Source organism: Stenotrophomonas sp. DDT-1 (assembly GCF_001580555.1).
Classification (GTDB): Bacteria; Pseudomonadota; Gammaproteobacteria; order Xanthomonadales; family Xanthomonadaceae; genus Stenotrophomonas; species Stenotrophomonas sepilia.
Genome location: NZ_LEKR01000006.1, coordinates 132,773 through 151,904, shown reverse-complemented (window position 1 = coordinate 151,904; position 19,132 = coordinate 132,773). Strand labels below are relative to the sequence as shown.

Genomic DNA, 19,132 nt, shown 5'->3' with positions numbered 1-19,132 from the left:
GTGGATTTATGGCTTGGCCGGCGAAGCCACCGCGTCGCTGTACCAGCTGGACCTGAAGGGCAACATCGCGCTGGTGCTGGGCGGCGAAGCCGACGGCCTGCGCCGCCTGACCCGCGAGAACTGCGATGGCCTGGTCAAGATCCCGATGCCGGGCGAGATCGAGAGCCTGAATGTCTCCGTCGCCGCCGGCGTCAGCCTGTTCGAGGCCGTGCGCCAGCGCGGTTGATCTGTAGAGCCGAGCCCACGCTCGGCTATCGCATACCCGATCAGGAAAGCAGCCGAGCATGGGCTCGGCTCTACAGAAGCCGCTACCCCGCGCTGCCACCCAGTGCCTTGAACAGGGTCACGTCGTTGTTCAGCTGGCCCTGGCGCACGCGCGCCAGCGACAGCTCGGCATCGCGCCGGGTCTGCTGCGCTTCCAGCCAGGTGCGCAGATCGGTAGCACCCACGCGATAACGCACTTCCTGCGCGCGCTCCACTTCCACCGCTTCCTCGTACGAAGCCTGCGAGGCAGCGACCTGGCGCGCCAGCTGCTCGCGCGCGGACAGGGCGTTGTCCACTTCCGAGAGCGCGGTGTACAGCGTCTTGCGGAAATTGGTCGCGGCGATCTGATAGCTGGTGCCGGCGATATCGGTATCCAGCTGCGCGCGCTGCAGGTTGAGGAATGGCAGCGAAAGGCCGGCACCCAGCGTGGCCACCGGATTGCGCAGTACATCGCCCAGCGAGGCCGCACTGGAACCGAGGCTGCCGGTCAGGCTCAGCGCCGGGTAGTACTGGGTGGCGGTGACCCTGATGGTCTTCAGGCTGTTGCGCAGGCGGAGTTCTGCCGCACGCAGGTCGGGGCGGCGGCCGAGCAGGTCGGCCGGCAGCCCCTCGACAATGCGCGGGCTGTGTGCGCCCAGCAGGTCCTGCGGTTCGTCCTGTTGTGGCCAGGGCGTGCCGTCCAGCAGCACGGCCAGTGCGTTGCGCACCTCCACCCGCTGCTGTTCCAGCGCGCTCTGCGAGGCGCGCTGCGATTGCAGGTTCTGCAGCGCCTGGCGCACTTCCAGGCGCGATACCGCACCGGCGTCGAAGCGGGCCTGCACCAGTTCGCGGGTGCGCTCCAGCCGCTCCAGGTTGGCCTGGCCGGTGGCGATCGACTGGTTCAGGTAGGCCAGGTTCCAGTACTGGGTGATGGTGTCGCTGATCACCAGCAGGGCGGTATTCTGCCGGTCTTCCTCGCTGGCTTCGGCTTCCCAGCGGGCGATGTCGCGCTGGGTGCGCAGGCGTCCCCACAGATCCACCTCCCAGCCCAGCGATACGCCGGTGGAGTAGCTGCGGCGCCATTCGTCGGCCTGGTCGGTGGCGCGGCTGGCATTGCCGCTGACGCCCGATGACGAAGGCTGCGGCCACAGCGCGTTGCTGGCCAGGCCGGCCTGCAGGCGCGAACGCTGCACGGCCAGGCCGGCGGCGGCCAGGTCGCTGTTGGCGGCCAGCGCCTGCGCCACCAGGCGGTCCAGGCGCTCGTCGCCGAAGCCGGTCCACCAGGTGTCCTGGCGGATGTCGTGGCCCGGTGTGTCCAGGCTGCTGCGCGGGTCGCCGGCCGGTGCGTTGAGGGTGGCATCGCCACGCCCATACTGGGCCGCCACGTCGGGATCGGCCACCGGATAGCGGCCGACAGAGGCGCAGCCAGACAGGGCGAGCAGAACGGCACCCGCCAGCAGCCGGCGCGAGGGGGCAGGGAAGGGCAGTCGGGTCATCATCTTCATTCGCGTGCCAGGGCCTCTACCGGGTCAAGCTGCGCGGCATTGCGCGCGGGCAGGAAGCCGAACGCCACGCCGATCAGGGTCGAGCAGGCGAAGGCGGCAACAATCGAGGCGGTGGAGAACAGCACCTGGAAGTCGCTGGCGAAGCGGCCGATCATCGAGCCCAGCAGCAGGGCCAGGCCGATGCCGAGCACGCCACCGAGCAGGCACACCAGCACCGCTTCGATCAGGAACTGCTGGCGGATATCACTTTGTCGTGCACCGACGGCCATGCGCACCCCGATCTCTCGGGTGCGCTCGGTCACCGACACCAGCATGATGTTCATCACGCCGATGCCGCCGACCAGCAGCGCGATGGCGGCGATGGCACCGATCAGCAGGGTCATCGTGCGCGTGGTCTGCTCGATGGTGTCGCGGATCTCGGCGCTGTTGCTGAGGAAGAAATCCTCGGTGCCGTGGCGCATCGTCAGCAGGCGGGTGATCGCTTCCTGAGCGGCATCCATCGGTGTGTTGTCGTCCACGCGCACGGTGATGCTGGAGACATGGCTCTGGCCGAGCATGCGCGACATCACCGTGGTGTAGGGCACCCACACGCTGAGGCTGGTGCTGCCACCGAAGCCGAAACTCTGGCGCTTGGCCACGCCGACCACGCGTGCCGGCACGTTGCCGAGCAGGATCACCTGGCCGACCGGGTCGACATCGGGGAAGAACTGGGTCTGGGTGTTTTCGTCGATCACCGCCACCTGGCCCAGGCCCTTGACCGCATCGGCATCGAAGAAGCTGCCACCGAGCAGAGTCACGCCCTTGACCCGGAAGAACTGCTCGCCGACGCCGCTGACCTGCGCAGTGGAAGACTGGTTGCGGTAGCGCGCGGTGACCGAGGTCGACACGCTGGGGGTGGCGCTGTCCACGTAACTCTGCTTCGCCAGTGCGTCGGCATCGCTGGCCTTGAGCGTCTGCACCCGCGCCGAGCGCATGTCGCCGAAACCGCGGCCGGGGTAGACGTCGATGGTATTGGTGCCGAGCGCGCTGATGTTCTGCAGGATCTGCTGCTGCGAGCCGTTGCCCAGGGCCACCACCGAGACCACCGAGGCGATGCCGATGATGATGCCGAGCATGGTCAGGAAGGTGCGCAGGCGATGGGCGTTCATCGCCAGCAGCGCCATGCGGAACGCTTCGGTGAAGCGGTCGCGGGCCGCCCGCCAGCTGTTGCCGTGGGCGACGCCGGTACTGGCTTCGCGCTGGGCGCGGTAACTCGGCGCATCCGGATTGGCGCGGTCGGCGATGATCTCGCCATCGCGGATCTCGATGATGCGCTGTGCGTGCCGGGCCACGCTCATGTCGTGGGTGACGATGATGATGGTGTGGCCTTCGGCATGCAGTTCGCCGAGGATCGCCATCACTTCCTCACCGGATTTCGTATCGAGCGCGCCTGTCGGTTCGTCGGCCAGGATCACCTCGCCGCCGTTCATCAGGGCGCGTGCGATCGACACGCGCTGCTGCTGGCCACCGGAGAGCTGGCCTGGCTTGTGATGCATGCGGTCGCCCAGCCCCAGTCGCCGCAGCAGTTGCTCGGCACGCGCGTTGCGCACCGGCCCGGGACTGCCGGCGTAAACGGCCGGCACTTCCACATTGCCGCGCGCGTCGAGGTCGCCGAGCAGATGGTAGCGCTGGAAGATGAAACCAAAATGCTCGCGGCGCAGTTCGGCCAGTTCGTCCGGCTCCATCTTTCCGGTTTCGCGGCCGGCCACCTGGTAGCTGCCGCGAGTGGGACGGTCAAGGCAGCCGAGGATGTTCATCAGCGTCGACTTGCCCGAGCCGGACTGGCCGACGATGGCGACCATCTCGCCGGCGTGGATGTCGAGGTTCACGTCGCGCAGTACGGCGATCACATCGTCGCCGGCCGGGAATTCACGTCGCAGGTCGCGCAGGCGCAGCAGCGGCGCCGTCGTGCTCATCGGCGCCCCATGCCCGGGCCGCCGACCCGCATCTGCATGCCGCCGCGGTTGCCGCCGCCGGCGCTGGCACCGGCGGCACCGGCTTCGCCGACCACCACGCGCTCGCCTTCCTTCAAGCCGGACAGGATCTCGGCCGAGGCGCCGTTGTTGATGCCCACGGTGACCTTGCGCGGCTGCGGCTGGCCCTTGTCGTCCAGCACCCGCACCATCCGCTCATCGCCACGGCGCTTCGGTCCCAGTGCCACCGCCGGCACCATCAGCACGCCCTTGGCCTGCTTGAGCAGCACCGAGACCTGCGCGGTCATGTCGATGCGCAGCGTGCCGTCCGGGTTTTCCACATCAAACAGCGCGTTGTAGTAGACCGCACTGCTGGAACTGGAACTGGACGAACTGCTGGAGCTGGAGGAGCTTTCGTTGGCGATCGAGGCCGGCGCCGGATTGATCTGGCGCAGCGTGGCGTGATACTTGCGGTCCGGGTCGCCCAGGGTGGTGAAGTACACCGGCATGCCGGGCTTGATCTTGACCACGTCGGCCTCGGAGATCTCGGCATTGACGGTGACCACGTCCAGCCGCGCCAGCATGACGATGGTCGGTGCGGTCTGGTTGGCGTTCACGGTACGGCCTTCCTCGGCCACCACCGCGACCACGGTGCCGTCCATCGGCGCGGTGATGCGGGTGTAGGCCAGGTTGGCGCGGGCGGTGCCCAGCTCGGTTTCGCGGCCCTTGATCTGCGCCTCGTAGGACTGCAGCTGGGCGCGGGCGGTCTTCAGCTGTGCTTCGGCGGCATCGTATTCCTGGCGCGAGGTGGCCTCGGCGGCCAGCATCTGCTGCTGGCGCGCGAACTCCAGTTCGGCCTGGCGCAGGGTGGCCTGCTGCACTGCGCGCTGGGCGGTGACCTGGTCCAGCGAGGCCTGCGCGTTGAGCACCTGGTTCTGCTGGGTGGTGGCATCGATCTCGGCGATCAGGTCGCCTTCCTTCACGGTGTCGCCCAGCTGTACCTTCAGCGATTTGATCTGGCCCGAGGCCTGCGCGCCGACGCTGACCAGCTTGTAGGCGTCGATCACGCCAGTGGCATCCACCGTTTGTTCGATGTCACCGCGGCTGACCGGCGAGGTTGCCACCGCCGGGGCGGCGGGCTTGCGCAGCAGCCACCAGCCGGTCGCGGCGACGATCAGGGCGAGCAGGGCGATCAGCATCAGGCGACTCCGGCGGGTCGCTGGCAGCAGGCGGAACGTCACGTCGTGGCTTCACTCTCGAGGCCGCGAAGGCGGCGTTGGTGGGCATTGTGAAGACCGGGCGATGGACGGCTCAATCCTCGGGGTATGTCTGTATGTAACACTGTCGGTGAACAGGCGTAACCACAGGTATCCCGCCCGCGGGTGGATACACTGGTACGCATTGCCCCGGATGCGGTTCAGCTGCCGACACGGGATGATCGCGACATGGAGACTGAAAACCCGATGCATCGACTGCTGATCGTCGACGACGACAACGACATCCGCACGCTGCTGGCCGAGCAGCTCGGCCGCGCCGGCTACCAGGTGAGTACTGCGGCCGATGGCACCGCCATGCGCCAGCTGCTGGACCGCGAGCACGTGGACCTGATCGTGCTGGACCTCAACCTGCCGCGCGAGGATGGTCTGACCCTGTGCCGTGACCTGCGTGCGCGTTCGAACACGCCGGTGATCATGCTGACCGCGCGCGCCGAGCCGATCGACCGCGTGCTGGGCCTGGAAATGGGCGCCGACGACTACCTGGCCAAGCCGTTCGAGCCGCGCGAACTGCTGGCGCGCATCCGCAACGTGCTGCGCCGGACCGAGGCGCTGCCGGCCAACCTGGAACCGCTGGCGGTACGCCGCGCGCGTTTCTCGCGCTGGGTATTCGACCTGGAGCATCGCCACCTGGTCGATCCGGATGGCCGCGTGGTGGTGCTGTCCGGCGCCGAGTTCCGCCTGCTGCGGGTGTTCATCGCCCACGCCAACAAGGTGCTGTCGCGCGAGCAGCTGGTCGCGCTCAGCAGTGGCCGCAACTACGAAGCTCAGGACCGCGCGATCGACCTGCAGGTCAGCCGCCTGCGCAACAAGCTGGGCGACGATGGTGGCCCGGATGGACTGATCAAGACCGTGCGCAACGAAGGCTACGTGCTGGCCTCGTCGGTCAACCTGGAATAAACCGCGATGAAGCGCCTGCGCCATTTCCTGTCCTCGATGGTCGGGCGGTTGTTCGTGATCCTGCTGCTGGGCATGGCGGTGGCTGCGATCGGCGCGACCATGCTGGCCACCTCCAAGCGCCAGCAGGAGTTCGAGCGGCAGAACCTGAACCGCATCGCCGACCGCCTGCAGGGCTACGTCAACCTGCTGGACGGCAATCCGGAGCTGCGCGAGCGCCTGCTGGCGATCGGCGGGCCGAGCGTGCGCGCGCTGCAGCCGGGCGCACGCCTGGGGCGTGCCGACACGGCGCTGATGGAAGTGCTGGAAGACCGCCCCGGGCCGGTGTCGCGCGCGCACGTGCACTTCGCTTCGTTCCGCTCCTGCATTCCCAAACTGCAGGAGCTGCTGCCGCCGCCGCCGCCGGGCCACCGGCGGCCGCCGCGCGAGCGCGACCCCGCGTTCATCCCGCCGAAATGCCGTGCAGTGGACGTGACCCTCAACGACGGCACGCTGCTGAAGCTGGCGCTGGACTCGCCGGCGGTGGCGCACAACGGCATCCTCGCCGTGGACCCATGGTTCCTGACCCTGCTGGTGCTGGCGATTGCCGTGCTGGCCTATATCGTCGCGCGCATGGCCAGCGCGCCGCTGCAGGAACTGGCCGCAGCCGCAGAAGACCTTGGCGATGACCTGCAGCGCGACCCGTTGCCACTGCGCGGGCCGCGCGAAGTGCAGCGTGCCGCCGAAGCCTTCAACGCCATGCAGCACCGCCTGCAGCGGCACCTGGCCGAACGCACGCAGATGCTGGCGGCGATCACCCACGACCTGCAGACGCCGCTGACGCGGCTGCGCCTGCGCCTGGAGAATGTCAGCGACGAGGCCCTGCGTGAGCGCCTGATCGGCGACCTGGCGGCGATGCAGGCGCTGGTGCGCGAGGGCCTGGAACTGGCGCGCAGCGCCGAGAGTGCCGAGCAGCGCGCCGCACTGGACCTGGATTCGCTGCTGGAGAGCATTGTCGAGGACGCCGCCGAAGGCGGCGGTGATGTGGTCTTCGAAGGGGGCAGTGGTTCGGTGCTGATGTTGCGTCCGTTGGCCATGCACCGGCTGTTCTCCAACCTGGTGGACAACGCGGTGATGTACGCGCAGCGGGCACGGGTGCGGGTTGAACGCAGCGGCGGTGCAATTACCGTGGTGGTGGCCGATGACGGCCCGGGCCTGGCCGAAGAGCAGCTGGAGGCGGTGTTCGATCCGTTCGTGCGGGTGGAGACCTCGCGTTCGCGCGAAACCGGCGGGGCCGGCCTGGGCCTGACCATCGCGCGCGCCCTGGCCGAGAAGGACGGCGCCCGGTTGTGGCTGCGCAACCGGGCCGAAGGTGGCCTGGAGGCGGTGGTGCAGTGGCCTGCCAGTGCCCAGGTGGTGGCACCCGGCCGCGCCGGCTGAGTCGGCGCGCTGCGAACGGTGACGCCGGGGCCGGGGTTTGGCCTATCATCTGCGCATCTCCCCAGTCTCCCCCCGATGAGCCAGCCCGTTCCTGCCGGCATGCCATTGCACGCTGCCCGGCTGTTCCCGCACGCTGCCGCGTCCTGCAGCCGCACCTGGCCGCCGCCGCTGCGGTGATGGACGGGCAGGGGGACAAGAGGCGCTGGGTGGAGCGCCGCGCATCAGGATTCAGGCGGGCACTGCGGCAGGGCCTGTTGTGGCTGCTGCTGGCCCTTGCGCTGCCGTTGGCTGCGCAGGAAGGCGCGCCCCCGCTGCACGACTACGCCATCGATGTATGGACCTCGCGCAACGGCCTGCCGCACAACTCGCTGCGCGACATCGCGCAGACGCCGGAAGGCCATCTCTGGTTCGCCACCTGGGAAGGGCTGGTGCGCTACAACGGCCTGGATTTCACCGTGTTCGACCGCAGCACGCGCCCGGGCCTGCGCGACAACGGCATCGGCGCCCTGTTCGTCGACCGCCAGGGCGGACTGTGGATCAGTGATTCGCGCGGCAACGTCAGCCACCGTGGCGGTGATGGCCAATGGCGGGTGTGGGAGCACCAGGCCGATACGCCGCAGGTGCTGATCCAGTCCATGCAGATGGACAGCCAGGGCCGGCTGTGGCTGCTGTACGAAGGCAAGGGCATCGGCTACCTGACGCCGGACAGCGGCATTGTCTACCAGGCGCCGGCGGCGGACCTGCCGATGGCGATGAGCTTCACCAGGCTGGTGGTCGACGCGCAGGACCGGGTCTGGGTCGGTACGCTGGACGGGCTGGTGCTGCGCGACAACGATGGCGTGCTCAAGCGCGCCCCCGCCGCATGGGGGCTGGGTGCCGGCAGTGGCCTGTCGTGGCCCTACCGTGCGCCGGATGGCGCGTTGTGGATCGTCGCCGGTGAGCGCCTGTACCGGGTGGAGGATGACCAGCTGGTGCTGGTGCACCGCCTGCCGGGCCAGCTGCACATGACCTCGATGCTGCAGGACCGGCACGGTGACCTGTGGCTGGGCACCGAGAACCAGGGCCTGCTGCGCATCTCCGCACATGGCCTGGAGCGACTGCCGGCCGGCCTGAACCTGCCGGGCGGACGCGTGGTCAGCCTGCGCGAGGATGCCGAAGGCAGCATATGGGTGGGCGCCAACGGCGGGCTCTATCGCCTGCGCGAAACACTGTTCAGCAGCTACACCGAGCGCGATGGGCTCAGTGGCGACTACGTGCGCACGGTATTCGAGGATCGAGATCGCCAGCTGTGGGTCGGCAGCGCCAGTGGCTTGGACCTGCAGACGCCGGATGGCCGGTTCCGTGCCGTGCCGCTGCACAACCGCGGTGGCAAGGCACCGTCCGTCCTGAGCCTGGCGCAGGGGCCGGACGGTGACCTGTGGGTGGGCACCTTCGGCGACGGGGTCTACCGGCTCGGCCGCGACGGCCACCTGCGCCACAACTACGCGGCAGCCGACGGCATGCCGGGTGGCAACATCCGTGCGATCAGCGTTGATTCGCAGGGCGTGGTCTGGGCCGGCACGCAGAAGGGCGTGGTGCGCATCGACGGCGACCAAGTGCAGGTCTCGAACGTGCCGGGCATGCCCGGCGGCCTGATCACCGCGCTTGAGCATGACCATCAGGGCAACCTGTGGATCGGCACCATCGAAGGCATCCGCGTGCTGCGCGGCGACCACGTGCAGTCGATCGACCTGGCGCCGCTGGGCGGTGGCCGCAGCGTGTTCGGCTTCCACCAGCTGGGCGACGCGATGTGGATCAGCAGTGATCGCGGGCTGTATCGCTGGCGCAACGGCAGGCTGGCGCGGGTGGGGCTCGAGCAGGGCATGCCGGTGGATGCGGTGTTCCAGCTGGTGCCGGATCGCCTTGGCAATGTGTGGATCAGCAGCAATCGCGGCGTGCTGCGCACCGATATGGCCACCCTCAACGCCGTGGCCGATGGCCGCACGCCGCGGGTGGGGGTGGAGCGTTACAACGAGATCGACGGCATGGCCAATGCACAGGCCAACGGCAGCTCCAGCCCATCGGCGATCCTGCGCCAGGACGGCACGTTCTGGGTGGTCACCGCAGGCGGCCTGAGCACGGTCGACCCGCAGCGCCTGCAGCGTTTCCGCGAGCGGCCATCGCCGCCGGCCGCGATCGAGAGCGTGCAGGTGGATGGCGCGCCGGTGCATTGGGAAGGGCCGGATCGCAACCATATTCCAGGGGGGCGCCGGTTGGCGGTGAGTTATGTCGGCCTGAGCTACCTGATGTCCGACCGGATCCGCTACCGCACGCGGCTGGACGGGCTGGATGCCGGCTGGGTCGAGCGCGGCCCGCAGCGCAGCGTTGAGTTCGTCGGCCTGCCGCCGGGCGACTACACCCTGCATGTGGCGGCCGCCCATCCCGGCGGCAGCTGGGGCCAGCAGGAGGCGGTGTGGAGCTTCACCGTGGAGCCGTTCTGGTGGCAGCGCCGCAGCGTGCAGGTGCTGGCGGGCATGCTGCTGCTGGCTGGACTGGTGGCGCTGTACCGGCTGCTGCTGCAGCAGCTGAAGGCCAGCAACCTGCGCCTGGCACGGCGGGTGGACGAAGCGACCTTCGATCTGCAGGCCAAGACGGTGCACCTGCAGGCGCTGAACCAGGAAAAGACCGAACTGGCCGAGCGCCTGGCGCGCCAGGCCGAAGCCTTCGAGCGACAGGCCCGCGAGGATGCACTGACCGGCCTGGCCAATCGCCGCGCCTTCGACGAAACGCTGGCGCGTGACTTCGCCCGGTCACAGCGCAGTGGTCATCCGCTGTGCCTGGTGGTGCTCGACATCGATCACTTCAAGGAGGTCAACGACCGCCACAGCCACAGCATCGGCGATGCCGTGCTGGTGCAGGTGGCGTCATTGATCGCAGCGGCCTGCCGCGACTCCGACCTGCCGGCGCGCACCGGCGGCGAAGAGTTCGCGCTGCTGCTCAACGACACCCGCCTGGAGGAAGCCGCACAGCTGTGCGCGCGCCTGCGCGGCCTGTTCCATGATCATCCCGATTGGGGCGGCGTGGCGGGCCTGCGTGTCACCTTCAGCGCGGGCCTGGTAGAGCTGGATGCCGACGACCGCACCCCGGCGCTGCTGTACCAGCGCGCCGACCGCGCGCTGTACCGCGCCAAGAGCGACGGCCGCGATCGCACGAGCATCGGTTGATCGCATCCACGCATGGCGTGGATCTACTGGAGTACCGCACCAACCGGCGGTGCCGACCAATGGTCGGCACCCACCAAAGGAGTACCCACCACAGAGGTCGTCGGCAGCCCCAACGAGCGCAGCGATCCGCTGTTGCTCCTGCTTTTCTGATCTTTCCGTGGCACCCAGCAACGTGTCCGGCCCAACTGATGATTCGCTTCACGCCACGAGGGGCTCCGCCGTTGGCCGCTTCAGCGCGGCCAGGCGTTGGCGATGGTGCAGAACAGCCGCGCGGTCTGCTCGGTGTCATACACCGCGCTGTGTGCCTCGTTGGCATCCCAACCCAGCCCGGCGGCGGTGGCCGCACGCGCCAGCACGGTCTGGCCGTAGGCGATACCGGCCAGGGTGACCGTGTCGAACACGCTGAACGGATGGAACGGGTTGCGCTTGTGGCCGGTGCGGGCCACGGCCGCGTTGACGAAGCCGAGGTCGAAATGCGCGTTGTGGCCCACCAGGATCGCGCGCTGGCAGCCGTACTTCTTCATCGCCGCACGCACCGGAGTGAAGATGTGGTCCAACGCCGCTTTTTCTTCCTTGGCCAGCCGGAACGGGTGGTCGAGGATGATGCCGGTCACTTCCAGCGACTTCGGATCGATTTCCAGGCCCTCGGCTGGGACCACGTGGGCACTGGCGGTCTGGCCGGGGTAGAGCAGGCCGTTCTCGTCCATCTCGATCGGCACCGCGGCGATCTCCAGCAGCGCATTGCGCTGGCTGTCGAAGCCACCGGTTTCCACATCCACCACCACCGGCAGGAAGCCGCGGAAGCGTTGTGACATCGCGCGCTGCGCCTGGGGTACTGCGGAATCGGGAGCGGCGGCAGGTGCGGAGGGGGAGTCAGTCATGCGTGAATTCTAGCAGAGCGACCCTGAGCGCCCGGCCAGCCTTCTGCGCATGGGTTCCCTGCGTGGGCGTGTGTCGACCAAGGTCGACACCTACCGGACACCGCACGCTCAGGATTCCGGTGCCAACCTTGGTTGGCACACGGCGCACCGACCATGGCCGGCATCTAGCGCACCGCAGGCCGTGCCGTCGTGACCGATGGCTGCCACCGGGCCAACCAGGCGTCCACGCTCAGCTTGCCGGCGCCAGTGAAGATCAGCGGCAGCAGCATGGCCATGAACAGCACCGGCAGCTTGAAGTTGCCGTAGCCCTGGTCGCTGATGGCATACCCCATCGCGAGGTCACCCAGCGAATTCCATTGCATCGGCCAATGCACCGCATAGGTCGCCACCACGGTCAGCACCAGCAGGCTGGCGGCGGCGAAGCGGGTACCGAAACCAAACAGCAGGCAGGCCGCGCCAACCAGTTCGAACCAGGTGGCCAGCTGCCAGTTCAGGGCAGCAGGCAGTTGGTTGAACGGGAACGGGAAGGCGTCCTGCAGGTCGGCGAACCAGTTCTGGCCGTGCAGCTTCTCACGGCCGGATTCGAAGTATTCCCAGGCCAGCAGCAGGCGCAGGCCCAGCGGCGCCACCCAGGGGGCGAGACGGTCCAGCCGGCCGCGCGCGGCGGCCAGGAGCGGCAGGTTCATCGTTGGATCTCCAGTGGAAGAGGCGTCAGGGCGGGGGGGCGAGCGGGCCGATCACGCCGGCCTGCAGGAACTGCAGCAGCAGTGCAGCACCGGGCTCGGCCAGTGCGTCTTCGGCCAGGCCGTGCGAGGTGGCCAGCTGCTGCAGGTACGTCTGTCCTTCCAGGCCGGGCCGTTCGCCGATGCTGGCCAGCAGGTGTACCGCCAGCGGGCTGAGCGCGGCGAATCGCACTTCACCGTCGGCTTCGCGGCGGACCAGCAGGCCGGTGGGTTCTGGAAGGGGCTGGGTCGGCGCATCCTCTGCACCGAGACGGTGCACCGGCCATTGGTACAGCAGCGGCCATGCCAGCGGCGAACGCCGCAGCGGCACCCGAAGCGGATCAGTATCGCCAGGCGCAGGAAGCGGTTCGGCTTGCAGCTGGTACAGTGCGGTTTCCACCCACTCGTAGTGCGCCAGTTCGGCCAATGCCGGGTGGGGCAGCTGTGGCTGCGCCTGCAGCCACTGCACAAATTCAGCGGCCAATTCGGTGAACAGCGGTGTCTGGCAGCGATGCGTGGCGAAGTAGTGGTGCACCAGGGCGCTCCAGGCCGGTTCGCCAAGCAGGCGCACGCAGACCGGGAAACCGTTGCTCAACAGGCCGAGCAGGTTGTTGAACAGCAGGTGCCGGTATACCGCGACCCGGCGTGGATCCAGGCCGGCCGGCGCAGGTACCGCCTGCGGGTCGCGCAGGTGTGCGGTGAACGCGTGCTGCTGCGCGCGCAGGGTGTTGGCGGAATCAATCATGTGCCATCCCGGCGTGCGTGGCCTGCAGGCGGCGGATGGTCTGCAGTTCGCCCTGCAGTTCCGCATACGGCGGGAAATTGAAATCGCGTTCGAGCAGGGTGGGGCGCGGGCCGATCCGTGCATAGGTACGCGCCAGCAGCGCCCAGACCGGATCGATCACCGCGCTGCCGTGGGTATCGATTTTCAGGTCCGGGGCTTCATCCAGATGACCGGCCACATGCAGGCAGACGATGCGCCGTGCAGGCAGGCCGGCGATGAAGGCATCGGCATCGTAGCCGTGGTTGCAGGCGTTGACGTAGACGTTGTTGACGTCCAGCAGCAGGTCGCAGTCGGCTTCGGCAAGCACCGCATTGGTGAATGCCAGCTCGTCCATCGCCGGTTCCGGTGCCAGGTAGTAGGACACGTTCTCCACCGCGATACGGCGGCCCAGCAGGTCCTGCACGCGGCTGATGCGCTGCGCGGTATGGCGCACGGCTTCGTCGGTGAAGGGAATCGGCAGCAGGTCGTACAGGTGGCCGTCGTCGCTGCAGTAGCTCAGGTGCTCGCTGTACAGCGGCACGCGGTGCTTCTCCAGGAACCGGCCGACCTGTTCCAGCAGCTGGGTATCCAGCGGTGCACTGCCGCCCAGCGACAGCGACAGGCCGTGGCAGCTCAGCGGATGGCGCTGCGCCAGTTCGGCCAGGGCATCACCGGCCGGGCCGCCGACATGGATCCAGTTCTCCGGTGCGCATTCGAGGAAGTCGAAGTCGCCTTCCGGGGCGTCACGCAGGTCCTGCAGCAGCGCCCGGCGCAGGCCCAACCCGGCGGCCGCCGCACGAAGCGGCGACCGCGGGTGGACGAGGCTGGCGCGGGCGTCAGTGCTTGCCACCGCACTTGCCTTCGCCGCACTTGCCTTCAGCCGACTTCTTGTCGCCGGTCTTGGCAGCCGCTGCACCAGCGGCCTTGCCCTTGTCGGCGCCACACTTGCCTTCGCCGCACTTGCCTTCGGCAGCCTTGCCCTTGTCACCGCCGCACTTGCCTTCAGCGGTCTTGCCGTCGGCGCCGCACTTGCCTTCGGCGTGCTTGGCATCGGCAGCCTTTGCCGCCTGGCCCGCCACCAGGTAACCCTGGGCGAGGTCGCTCATGCTCAGGGCCGAGGCGCTGGCGGTCATGCCCAGGCCGGCGGCCAGGGCGGTAGCGGTCAGCAGGGACAGGGTCTTGTTGGAACTGCTCATCGGTCTTACTCCTGGGTGGTGGGCAGGTGCCCGGGGTGAAACGATGGTGCAGCGATCCTACTCAACGAATCCTCGCCAAGAACTCAAATTTTCGTGAGATTTGTTACAGAGGCATCCGGAAGGTCTGCGCCGGGCAAGCACGGCGCCCACAACGCGGGCGGAACACCGCAAAAAAGGAAGGCCGCTGTCACAGGACAGCGGCCACCTTGGAGTCGACTCCGGTGTTGCAGTGCAGCGTCAGGGCTGGCCGGTGCTGGAGGTCTCGTCACGCTTCTCACGCGGTGGCAGCGGCTGCTCGCCGTGCACCAGGAACCACACGTTCTCGGCGATGTTGGTGGCGTGGTCGCCCACGCGCTCCAGGTTCTTGGCCATGAACAGCAGGTGGGTGCACGGGGTGATGTTGCGCGGGTCTTCCATCATGTAGGTGAGCAGCTCGCGGAACAGCGCCGTGTACTGGGCGTCCAGGCGGGCGTCGTCCTCGCGCAGTGCCAGTGCGGCCTCGGCATCGTTGTCGCGGTAGGCGGCGATGGCACGGCGCACCTGCTGCGCGGCCAGGCGGCCCAGCGCGCGCAGGCCCTGGATCTGCGGCAGCGGCGGCACCTTGCCCAGCGCGATCGAGCGCTTGGCCACGTTCGCTGCATAGTCGCCGATGCGCTCGATGTCGGCCGGGATGCGCAGGCCAGCGAGGATCTCGCGCAGGTCGCGCGCCATCGGCCCACGCAGCGCCAGGCGCATCACGTCGTGGCTGATCTGCTGCTCAAGTGCGTCGATCGCTTCGTCGTTGGCGATGATGCGATGGGCGGCGTTCTCGTCGCGTTTCTCGATCACGTCCATCGCCGCTTCGAGCTGGGCGACGGCCATCTCGCCCATGCGCACGATTTCGGCCACCAGGCGCTGCTGCTCCTCGTCGTAGCTCTTGACGATGTGGTCGTTGGGAAGGTTCATGGTTGTTCCGCTCTGTAGAGTCGAGCCATGCTCGACAGACGTTGTCTGGAGAGTCGAGCCACGCTCGACTGAGGTTTCAGCCGAAGCGACCGGTGATGTAGTCCTCGGTCTGCCGCTGCGACGGCTGCGAGAAGATCACTTCGGTGCGGTCGTGCTCGATCAGGTCGCCCAGGTACATGAAGGCGGTGTAGTCGGACACGCGCGCAGCCTGCTGCATGTTGTGGGTGACGATCACGATCGTGTACTCGTGCTTGAGTTCTTCCACCAGCTGCTCGATGCGGCTGGTCGAGATCGGGTCCAGCGCCGAGGTCGGCTCGTCCAGCAGCAGCACCGACGGGCGCAGGGCCACGGCACGGGCGATGCACAGGCGCTGCTGCTGGCCACCGGACAGGCCCAGTGCGCTCTGCCCCAGCTTGTCCTTCACTTCGTCCCACAGCGCGCCCTGGCGCAGCGCCTGCTCGACGCGGTCGGCCATGTCGGCCTTGCTCAGCTTCTCGTGGTGGCGGATGCCGTAGGCCACGTTCTCGAAGATGGTCATCGGGAACGGCACCGGCTTCTGGAACACCATGCCGACCTTGCTGCGCAGGCGATTCATCGGGTACTTCGGCGACAGGATGTTCTCGCCGTCCAGCAGCACCTCACCGCGCGCTTCCAGCTTCGGGTACAGCGCGTAGATGCGGTTGAAGATGCGCAGCAGGGTCGACTTGCCGCAGCCGGAAGGACCGATCAGCGCGGTCACGCGCTTCTCCGGGATTTCCAGGTTGATGCCCTTCAGGGCGTGGAACTTGTCGTAGTAGAAGTCCAGTCCGCGCGCGGCAAGCTTGACCGGAGCCGGGGTGTGCAGGCTCTCGTGCGAGGACGGCACGGCGATGCGCTGCATCGGCACGGCGTTGGAAAGGTCGTTCATGGCGTTATCCACGGAAAGGTCAGTCATGGGAGATACGGTTGCGCAGCAGGATGCCGCGGGCGGCAAGGCTGACCAGCAGCACGAAGACAGTCAGCACCAGGGCACCGGCCCAGGCCAGTACCTGCCAGGATTCATACGGGCTGCCGGCGAACTGGTTCATCACCACCGGCACCGAAGCCATCGGCTGGAAAATGTTGTTGTTCCAGTACTGGTTGCCGAAGGCGGTGAACAGCAGCGGAGCGGTCTCGCCGGAGATGCGGGCCAGCGCCAGCAGGATGCCGGTGATGATGCCGGCCGAGGCACTGCGGTACAGCACCTGCACGATCACCTTCCACTGCGGGATGCCTAGCGACAGGGCCGCTTCGCGCATCTGCGAGGGCACCAGGCGCAGCATCTCGTCGGTGGTGCGTACCACCACCGGCAGCACGATGAAGGCCAGCGACAGGGCGCCGGCGAACGCCGAGAAGTTGCCCCCGGTCTGCATCACGTACAGCGTGTAGACGAACAGGCCCAGCACGATGGACGGGGCCGACAGCAGGATGTCGTTGACGAAGCGGACCACGGTGCCGGCCTTGCGGGCGTTGCCATACTCGGCCAGCCAGGTACCGGCCAGCACGCCCAGCGGGGTGCCGATGCCGATCGCCAGCGCACACATCACCGCGCTGCCGAAGAAGGCGTTGGCGAGGCCGCCGTCCTGCATCGGCGGCGGGGTCATCTTGGTGAACAGATCCCAGTTGATGCCGGCCAGGCCCTTGGCAGCCAGGGTGAACAGGATCCAGCCCAGGAAGAACAGGCCGAACAGGGCGGTGGCGCAGGACGCAGTGATCGCAACGACGTTGCCGATGCGGCGGCGCAGGTACAGCGAATCAGCGGTGGTGGACATCAGTTGCCCTCCTTGCGGGACAGGCGCATCAGCATCAGGCGGGCGATGGCCAGCACCACGAAGGTGACGATGAAGAGGACGAAGCCGAGCAGCAGCAGGGCCGAACGGTAGGTTTCAGTGGCTTCGCCGAAATCATTGGCGATCAGCGCGGCGATGGTGGTGCCCGGTTCCAGCAGCGACGGCGACAGGCGCACGCTGTTGCCGATCACGAAGGCCACCGCCATCGTTTCGCCCAGCGCGCGGCCCAGGCCGAGGAAGATGCCGCCGATGACCGCCGAGCGGGTGTAGGGCAGGACGATGTCCCAGCTCACTTCCCACTTGGTGGAGCCCAACGCATAGGCCGATTCCTTCAGGCGGGTGGGCACGGTCAGGAACACCTCGCGCATCACCGAGGAAATGAACGGAATGACCATGATGGCCAGCACGAAACCGGCGGTGAGCATGCCGATGCCCAGCGGCGGGCCCTGGAACATCGGGCCGATGACCGGCCATTCGCCCAGGGTCTCGTTGAGGAACGGGGTGACGTACTCGGTCATCACCGGCACCAGCACGAACAGGCCCCACATGCCGTAGATGATCGAGGGGATGCCGGCCAGCAGTTCGATGGCGGTACCGACCGGACCACGCAGCCAGCGCGGCGCGACTTCGGTGAGGAAGAAGGCGATGCCGAAGCTGACCGGCACGGCGATGACCATCGCGATGACGGCGGTGACCAGGGTGCCATATATCGGAGCCAGGGCGCCGAACTTGTTTTCGACCGGATTCCAGTCGGCGGAGAAGAAGAAGCTCAGCCCCTGCATCTGCAGGGCATGGCGACCGCCCCACAGCATCGACAGCGCGGCGCAGGCCAGGGCGATCAGTACGAAGATGACGGTGCCGACCAGCACCCATCGGAACAGTTTGTCGTTGCGGGCATCACGCGTATCACGCGTGGACGGGGCGGCTACAGGCTGGGCGATGGCATTCATGGGGACGGCTGGGCCAGGAAGGGGCGGGGCGGCACGGCGTGGAACAAGCGGTGCCCGCGCGGGGCGGGCACCGTCGAGTCCATCACTTCAGGTCGGTCGCCCAGTAGGCCTCGATCTGCTTGACCAGTTCGGCCGGCAGCGGCACGTAGTGAAGCTCGTTGGCCTGGGCCTGGCCGTTCTCGAAGGCCCACTTAAAGAAGGCCAGGGTGTCCTGGTTGCGCTTGGCGTCCTTCGGCTGCTTCTGCATCAGCATGAAGTTGGTGGCGGTGATCGGCCACGCCTGCTCGCCCGGGGCGTTGGTGATGACCAGGTTGAAGTCCTTGGCGCTGGCCCAGTCGGCGCTGGCGGCCGCAGCGGCGAAGGTTTCCGCGCTCGGCTCGACCCAGTTGCCGGCGGCGTTCTGCATGGCGGTGTACGGCATGCCGTTCTGCAGGGCATAGGCCAGTTCGACGTAGCCGATCGAGCCCTTGATCTGCTTCACGTAGGAGGCAACGCCTTCATTGCCCTTGCCACCGACGCCGTCCGGCCACTGCACCGAGGTGCCTTCGCCGACTTTGCTCTTCCACTCCGGGCTGACCTTGGACAGGTAGTTGGAGAAGTTGAAGGTGGTGCCCGAACCGTCCGAACGGTGGACCAGGGTGATCTTGCCGTCCGGCAGCTTCACGCCCGGGTTGGCGGCGACGATCGCCGGGTCGTTCCAGGTCTTGACCTTGCCCAGGAAGATGTCGGCCAGCAGGGCGCCGCTCAGGCGCAGCTTGCCGGCTTCCAGGCCTTCGATGTTGACCACCGGCACCACGCCGCCGATGGCCGACGGGAACTGCGCCAGGCCGGCCTGGGCCAGCTCTTCGCTGCTCAGCGGCTTGTCGGACGAACCGAAGTCGACGGTCCCGGCCTTGATCTGGGCGATGCCGCCGCCGGAGCCGATCGACTGGTAGTTGATCTTGGCGCCGGTGCTGGCGTTGTAGTCAGCCGACCACTTGGAGACCAGCGGGAAGATGAAGGACGCGCCCGCGCCGGACACTTCGGCGGTCACCTTGGCACCGGCGGCGGCCGGAGCGGCGGTACCGTCGGTAGCCGGCTGCTGCGCGGCCTGCTTGTCGCCACCGCAGGCCGACAGGCCCAGGGCGATGGCCAGGGAAAGGGCGGCAAGGCCGGCCGAGTGCAGTTTCATGGTCACTCCATAGCGGGGAAGAGCCGACGCGGTCGGCGGATGCGGCTATGAAATGATGTTTTTGTTACAGCCGTATTACGACCATGACAGAGGTGTACTGGATCACGTTCTGACAAGGGTTTCACAGGGCTGGCGCCGATCCGGCCGGGGCCCGGAAACCCCGGATCTGCGCACCGATATGACGGCGGGTTGGTCCTTGCAGT

General features: G+C 67.8%; 17 protein-coding genes. 4 read left to right on the top strand and 13 right to left on the bottom strand.

The genetic code is table 11. The annotated features are described in order from the left end of the window. Positions 1–226, top strand: a 226-nt coding sequence (locus tag AB839_RS05200) for a TrmH family RNA methyltransferase (RefSeq protein WP_275045198.1), incomplete at its 5' end; no start/stop codon positions are given. Positions 227–308: 82 nt separating this feature from the next. Here AB839_RS05200 and AB839_RS05195 read toward each other — a convergent pair. Genes AB839_RS05195 through AB839_RS05185 form a run of 3 tightly spaced genes read right to left on the bottom strand, consistent with a single transcriptional unit; the run spans position 309 to position 4,941 of the window. Then, positions 309–1,748: a TolC family protein gene (locus AB839_RS05195; RefSeq protein ID WP_061478545.1), complete on the bottom strand. Its 1,440-nt coding sequence runs from the start codon at positions 1,746–1,748 to the stop codon at positions 309–311. Continuing rightward, positions 1,745–3,703: a MacB family efflux pump subunit gene (locus AB839_RS05190; protein ID WP_061478544.1), complete on the bottom strand. Its 1,959-nt coding sequence runs from the start codon at positions 3,701–3,703 to the stop codon at positions 1,745–1,747. Before AB839_RS05190 ends, AB839_RS05195 begins: the two co-directional genes overlap by 4 nt. After that, a complete protein-coding gene (locus tag AB839_RS05185) occupies positions 3,700–4,941 on the bottom strand; it encodes an efflux RND transporter periplasmic adaptor subunit (protein WP_061478543.1) in 1,242 nt (413 codons plus the stop codon). The genes AB839_RS05190 and AB839_RS05185 overlap by 4 nt, the downstream gene beginning before the upstream one ends. Before the next feature lie 204 nt (positions 4,942–5,145). Between AB839_RS05185 and AB839_RS05180 the strand changes: the two genes are divergently transcribed. The 3 genes from AB839_RS05180 (at position 5,146) to AB839_RS05170 (ending at position 10,493) form a co-directional block, all read left to right on the top strand. Next, positions 5,146–5,874, top strand: a complete 729-nt coding sequence (locus tag AB839_RS05180; RefSeq protein ID WP_005415886.1) for a response regulator — start codon at positions 5,146–5,148, stop codon at positions 5,872–5,874. Positions 5,875–5,880: 6 nt separating this feature from the next. Beyond that, the gene (locus AB839_RS05175; protein WP_053499929.1) at positions 5,881–7,290 is read left to right on the top strand and encodes an ATP-binding protein; all 1,410 of its coding nucleotides are present in this window, start codon (positions 5,881–5,883) and stop codon (positions 7,288–7,290) included. A 176-nt stretch (positions 7,291–7,466) separates the two neighbouring features. After that, complete coding sequence (locus tag AB839_RS05170) at positions 7,467–10,493, top strand: ligand-binding sensor domain-containing diguanylate cyclase (RefSeq protein ID WP_061478542.1); 3,027 nt, start codon at positions 7,467–7,469, stop codon at positions 10,491–10,493. A 230-nt stretch (positions 10,494–10,723) separates the two neighbouring features. On the opposite strand, the gene rnt is transcribed toward AB839_RS05170, so the two are convergent. The 10 genes from rnt to pstS form a co-directional block, all read right to left on the bottom strand. Beyond that, positions 10,724–11,308, bottom strand: a complete 585-nt coding sequence (gene rnt / locus AB839_RS05165; RefSeq protein ID WP_005408782.1) for a ribonuclease T — start codon at positions 11,306–11,308, stop codon at positions 10,724–10,726. Positions 11,309–11,538: 230 nt separating this feature from the next. Beyond that, positions 11,539–12,060 (bottom strand): DoxX family protein, encoded by a 522-nt coding sequence (locus AB839_RS05160; RefSeq protein WP_061478541.1) that lies wholly within the window; start codon positions 12,058–12,060, stop codon positions 11,539–11,541. Between the two features lie 25 nt (positions 12,061–12,085). Further along, on the bottom strand, positions 12,086–12,841 hold the full coding sequence (locus AB839_RS05155; protein ID WP_061478540.1) for a putative DNA-binding domain-containing protein: 756 nt from the start codon (positions 12,839–12,841) through the stop codon (positions 12,086–12,088). Further along, complete coding sequence (locus tag AB839_RS05150; protein WP_061478539.1) at positions 12,834–13,709, bottom strand: DUF692 domain-containing protein; 876 nt, start codon at positions 13,707–13,709, stop codon at positions 12,834–12,836. The genes AB839_RS05155 and AB839_RS05150 overlap by 8 nt, the downstream gene beginning before the upstream one ends. Beyond that, entirely contained in the window at positions 13,696–14,055 is a 360-nt protein-coding gene (locus tag AB839_RS05145; RefSeq protein ID WP_057498351.1) for a hypothetical protein, read from the bottom strand. The genes AB839_RS05150 and AB839_RS05145 overlap by 14 nt, the downstream gene beginning before the upstream one ends. A gap of 237 nt (positions 14,056–14,292) precedes the next feature. After that, positions 14,293–15,000 (bottom strand): phosphate signaling complex protein PhoU, encoded by a 708-nt coding sequence (gene phoU / locus AB839_RS05140; protein ID WP_005415893.1) that lies wholly within the window; start codon positions 14,998–15,000, stop codon positions 14,293–14,295. A gap of 76 nt (positions 15,001–15,076) precedes the next feature. Further along, positions 15,077–15,907 carry a phosphate ABC transporter ATP-binding protein PstB gene (gene pstB / locus AB839_RS05135; protein WP_049411272.1) on the bottom strand — a complete coding sequence of 277 codons (831 nt, stop codon included), beginning with the start codon at positions 15,905–15,907 and terminating at the stop codon, positions 15,077–15,079. Between the two features lie 19 nt (positions 15,908–15,926). Beyond that, positions 15,927–16,790 (bottom strand): phosphate ABC transporter permease PstA, encoded by an 864-nt coding sequence (gene pstA / locus AB839_RS05130; RefSeq protein WP_005415894.1) that lies wholly within the window; start codon positions 16,788–16,790, stop codon positions 15,927–15,929. Further along, complete coding sequence (gene pstC / locus AB839_RS05125) at positions 16,790–17,758, bottom strand: phosphate ABC transporter permease subunit PstC (protein WP_061478538.1); 969 nt, start codon at positions 17,756–17,758, stop codon at positions 16,790–16,792. Before pstC ends, pstA begins: the two co-directional genes overlap by 1 nt. A gap of 82 nt (positions 17,759–17,840) precedes the next feature. After that, positions 17,841–18,929, bottom strand: a complete 1,089-nt coding sequence (pstS, locus tag AB839_RS05120; RefSeq protein WP_061478537.1) for a phosphate ABC transporter substrate-binding protein PstS — start codon at positions 18,927–18,929, stop codon at positions 17,841–17,843. Positions 18,930–19,132 lie beyond the last annotated feature (203 nt).

Coding starts and splice junctions, on each gene's coding strand:
- AB839_RS05195 (WP_061478545.1), bottom strand. CDS start 1,748: ATGAAGATGATGACCCGACTGCCCTTCCCTGCCCCCTCGCGCCGGCTG.
- AB839_RS05190 (WP_061478544.1), bottom strand. CDS start 3,703: ATGAGCACGACGGCGCCGCTGCTGCGCCTGCGCGACCTGCGACGTGAA.
- AB839_RS05180 (WP_005415886.1), top strand. CDS start 5,146: ATGGAGACTGAAAACCCGATGCATCGACTGCTGATCGTCGACGACGAC.
- AB839_RS05175 (WP_053499929.1), top strand. CDS start 5,881: ATGAAGCGCCTGCGCCATTTCCTGTCCTCGATGGTCGGGCGGTTGTTC.
- AB839_RS05170 (WP_061478542.1), top strand. CDS start 7,467: ATGGACGGGCAGGGGGACAAGAGGCGCTGGGTGGAGCGCCGCGCATCA.
- rnt (WP_005408782.1), bottom strand. CDS start 11,308: ATGTCACAACGCTTCCGCGGCTTCCTGCCGGTGGTGGTGGATGTGGAA.
- AB839_RS05160 (WP_061478541.1), bottom strand. CDS start 12,060: ATGAACCTGCCGCTCCTGGCCGCCGCGCGCGGCCGGCTGGACCGTCTC.
- AB839_RS05155 (WP_061478540.1), bottom strand. CDS start 12,841: ATGATTGATTCCGCCAACACCCTGCGCGCGCAGCAGCACGCGTTCACC.
- AB839_RS05145 (WP_057498351.1), bottom strand. CDS start 14,055: ATGAGCAGTTCCAACAAGACCCTGTCCCTGCTGACCGCTACCGCCCTG.
- phoU (WP_005415893.1), bottom strand. CDS start 15,000: ATGAACCTTCCCAACGACCACATCGTCAAGAGCTACGACGAGGAGCAG.
- pstB (WP_049411272.1), bottom strand. CDS start 15,907: ATGAACGACCTTTCCAACGCCGTGCCGATGCAGCGCATCGCCGTGCCG.
- pstA (WP_005415894.1), bottom strand. CDS start 16,790: ATGTCCACCACCGCTGATTCGCTGTACCTGCGCCGCCGCATCGGCAAC.
- pstC (WP_061478538.1), bottom strand. CDS start 17,758: ATGAATGCCATCGCCCAGCCTGTAGCCGCCCCGTCCACGCGTGATACG.
- pstS (WP_061478537.1), bottom strand. CDS start 18,929: ATGAAACTGCACTCGGCCGGCCTTGCCGCCCTTTCCCTGGCCATCGCC.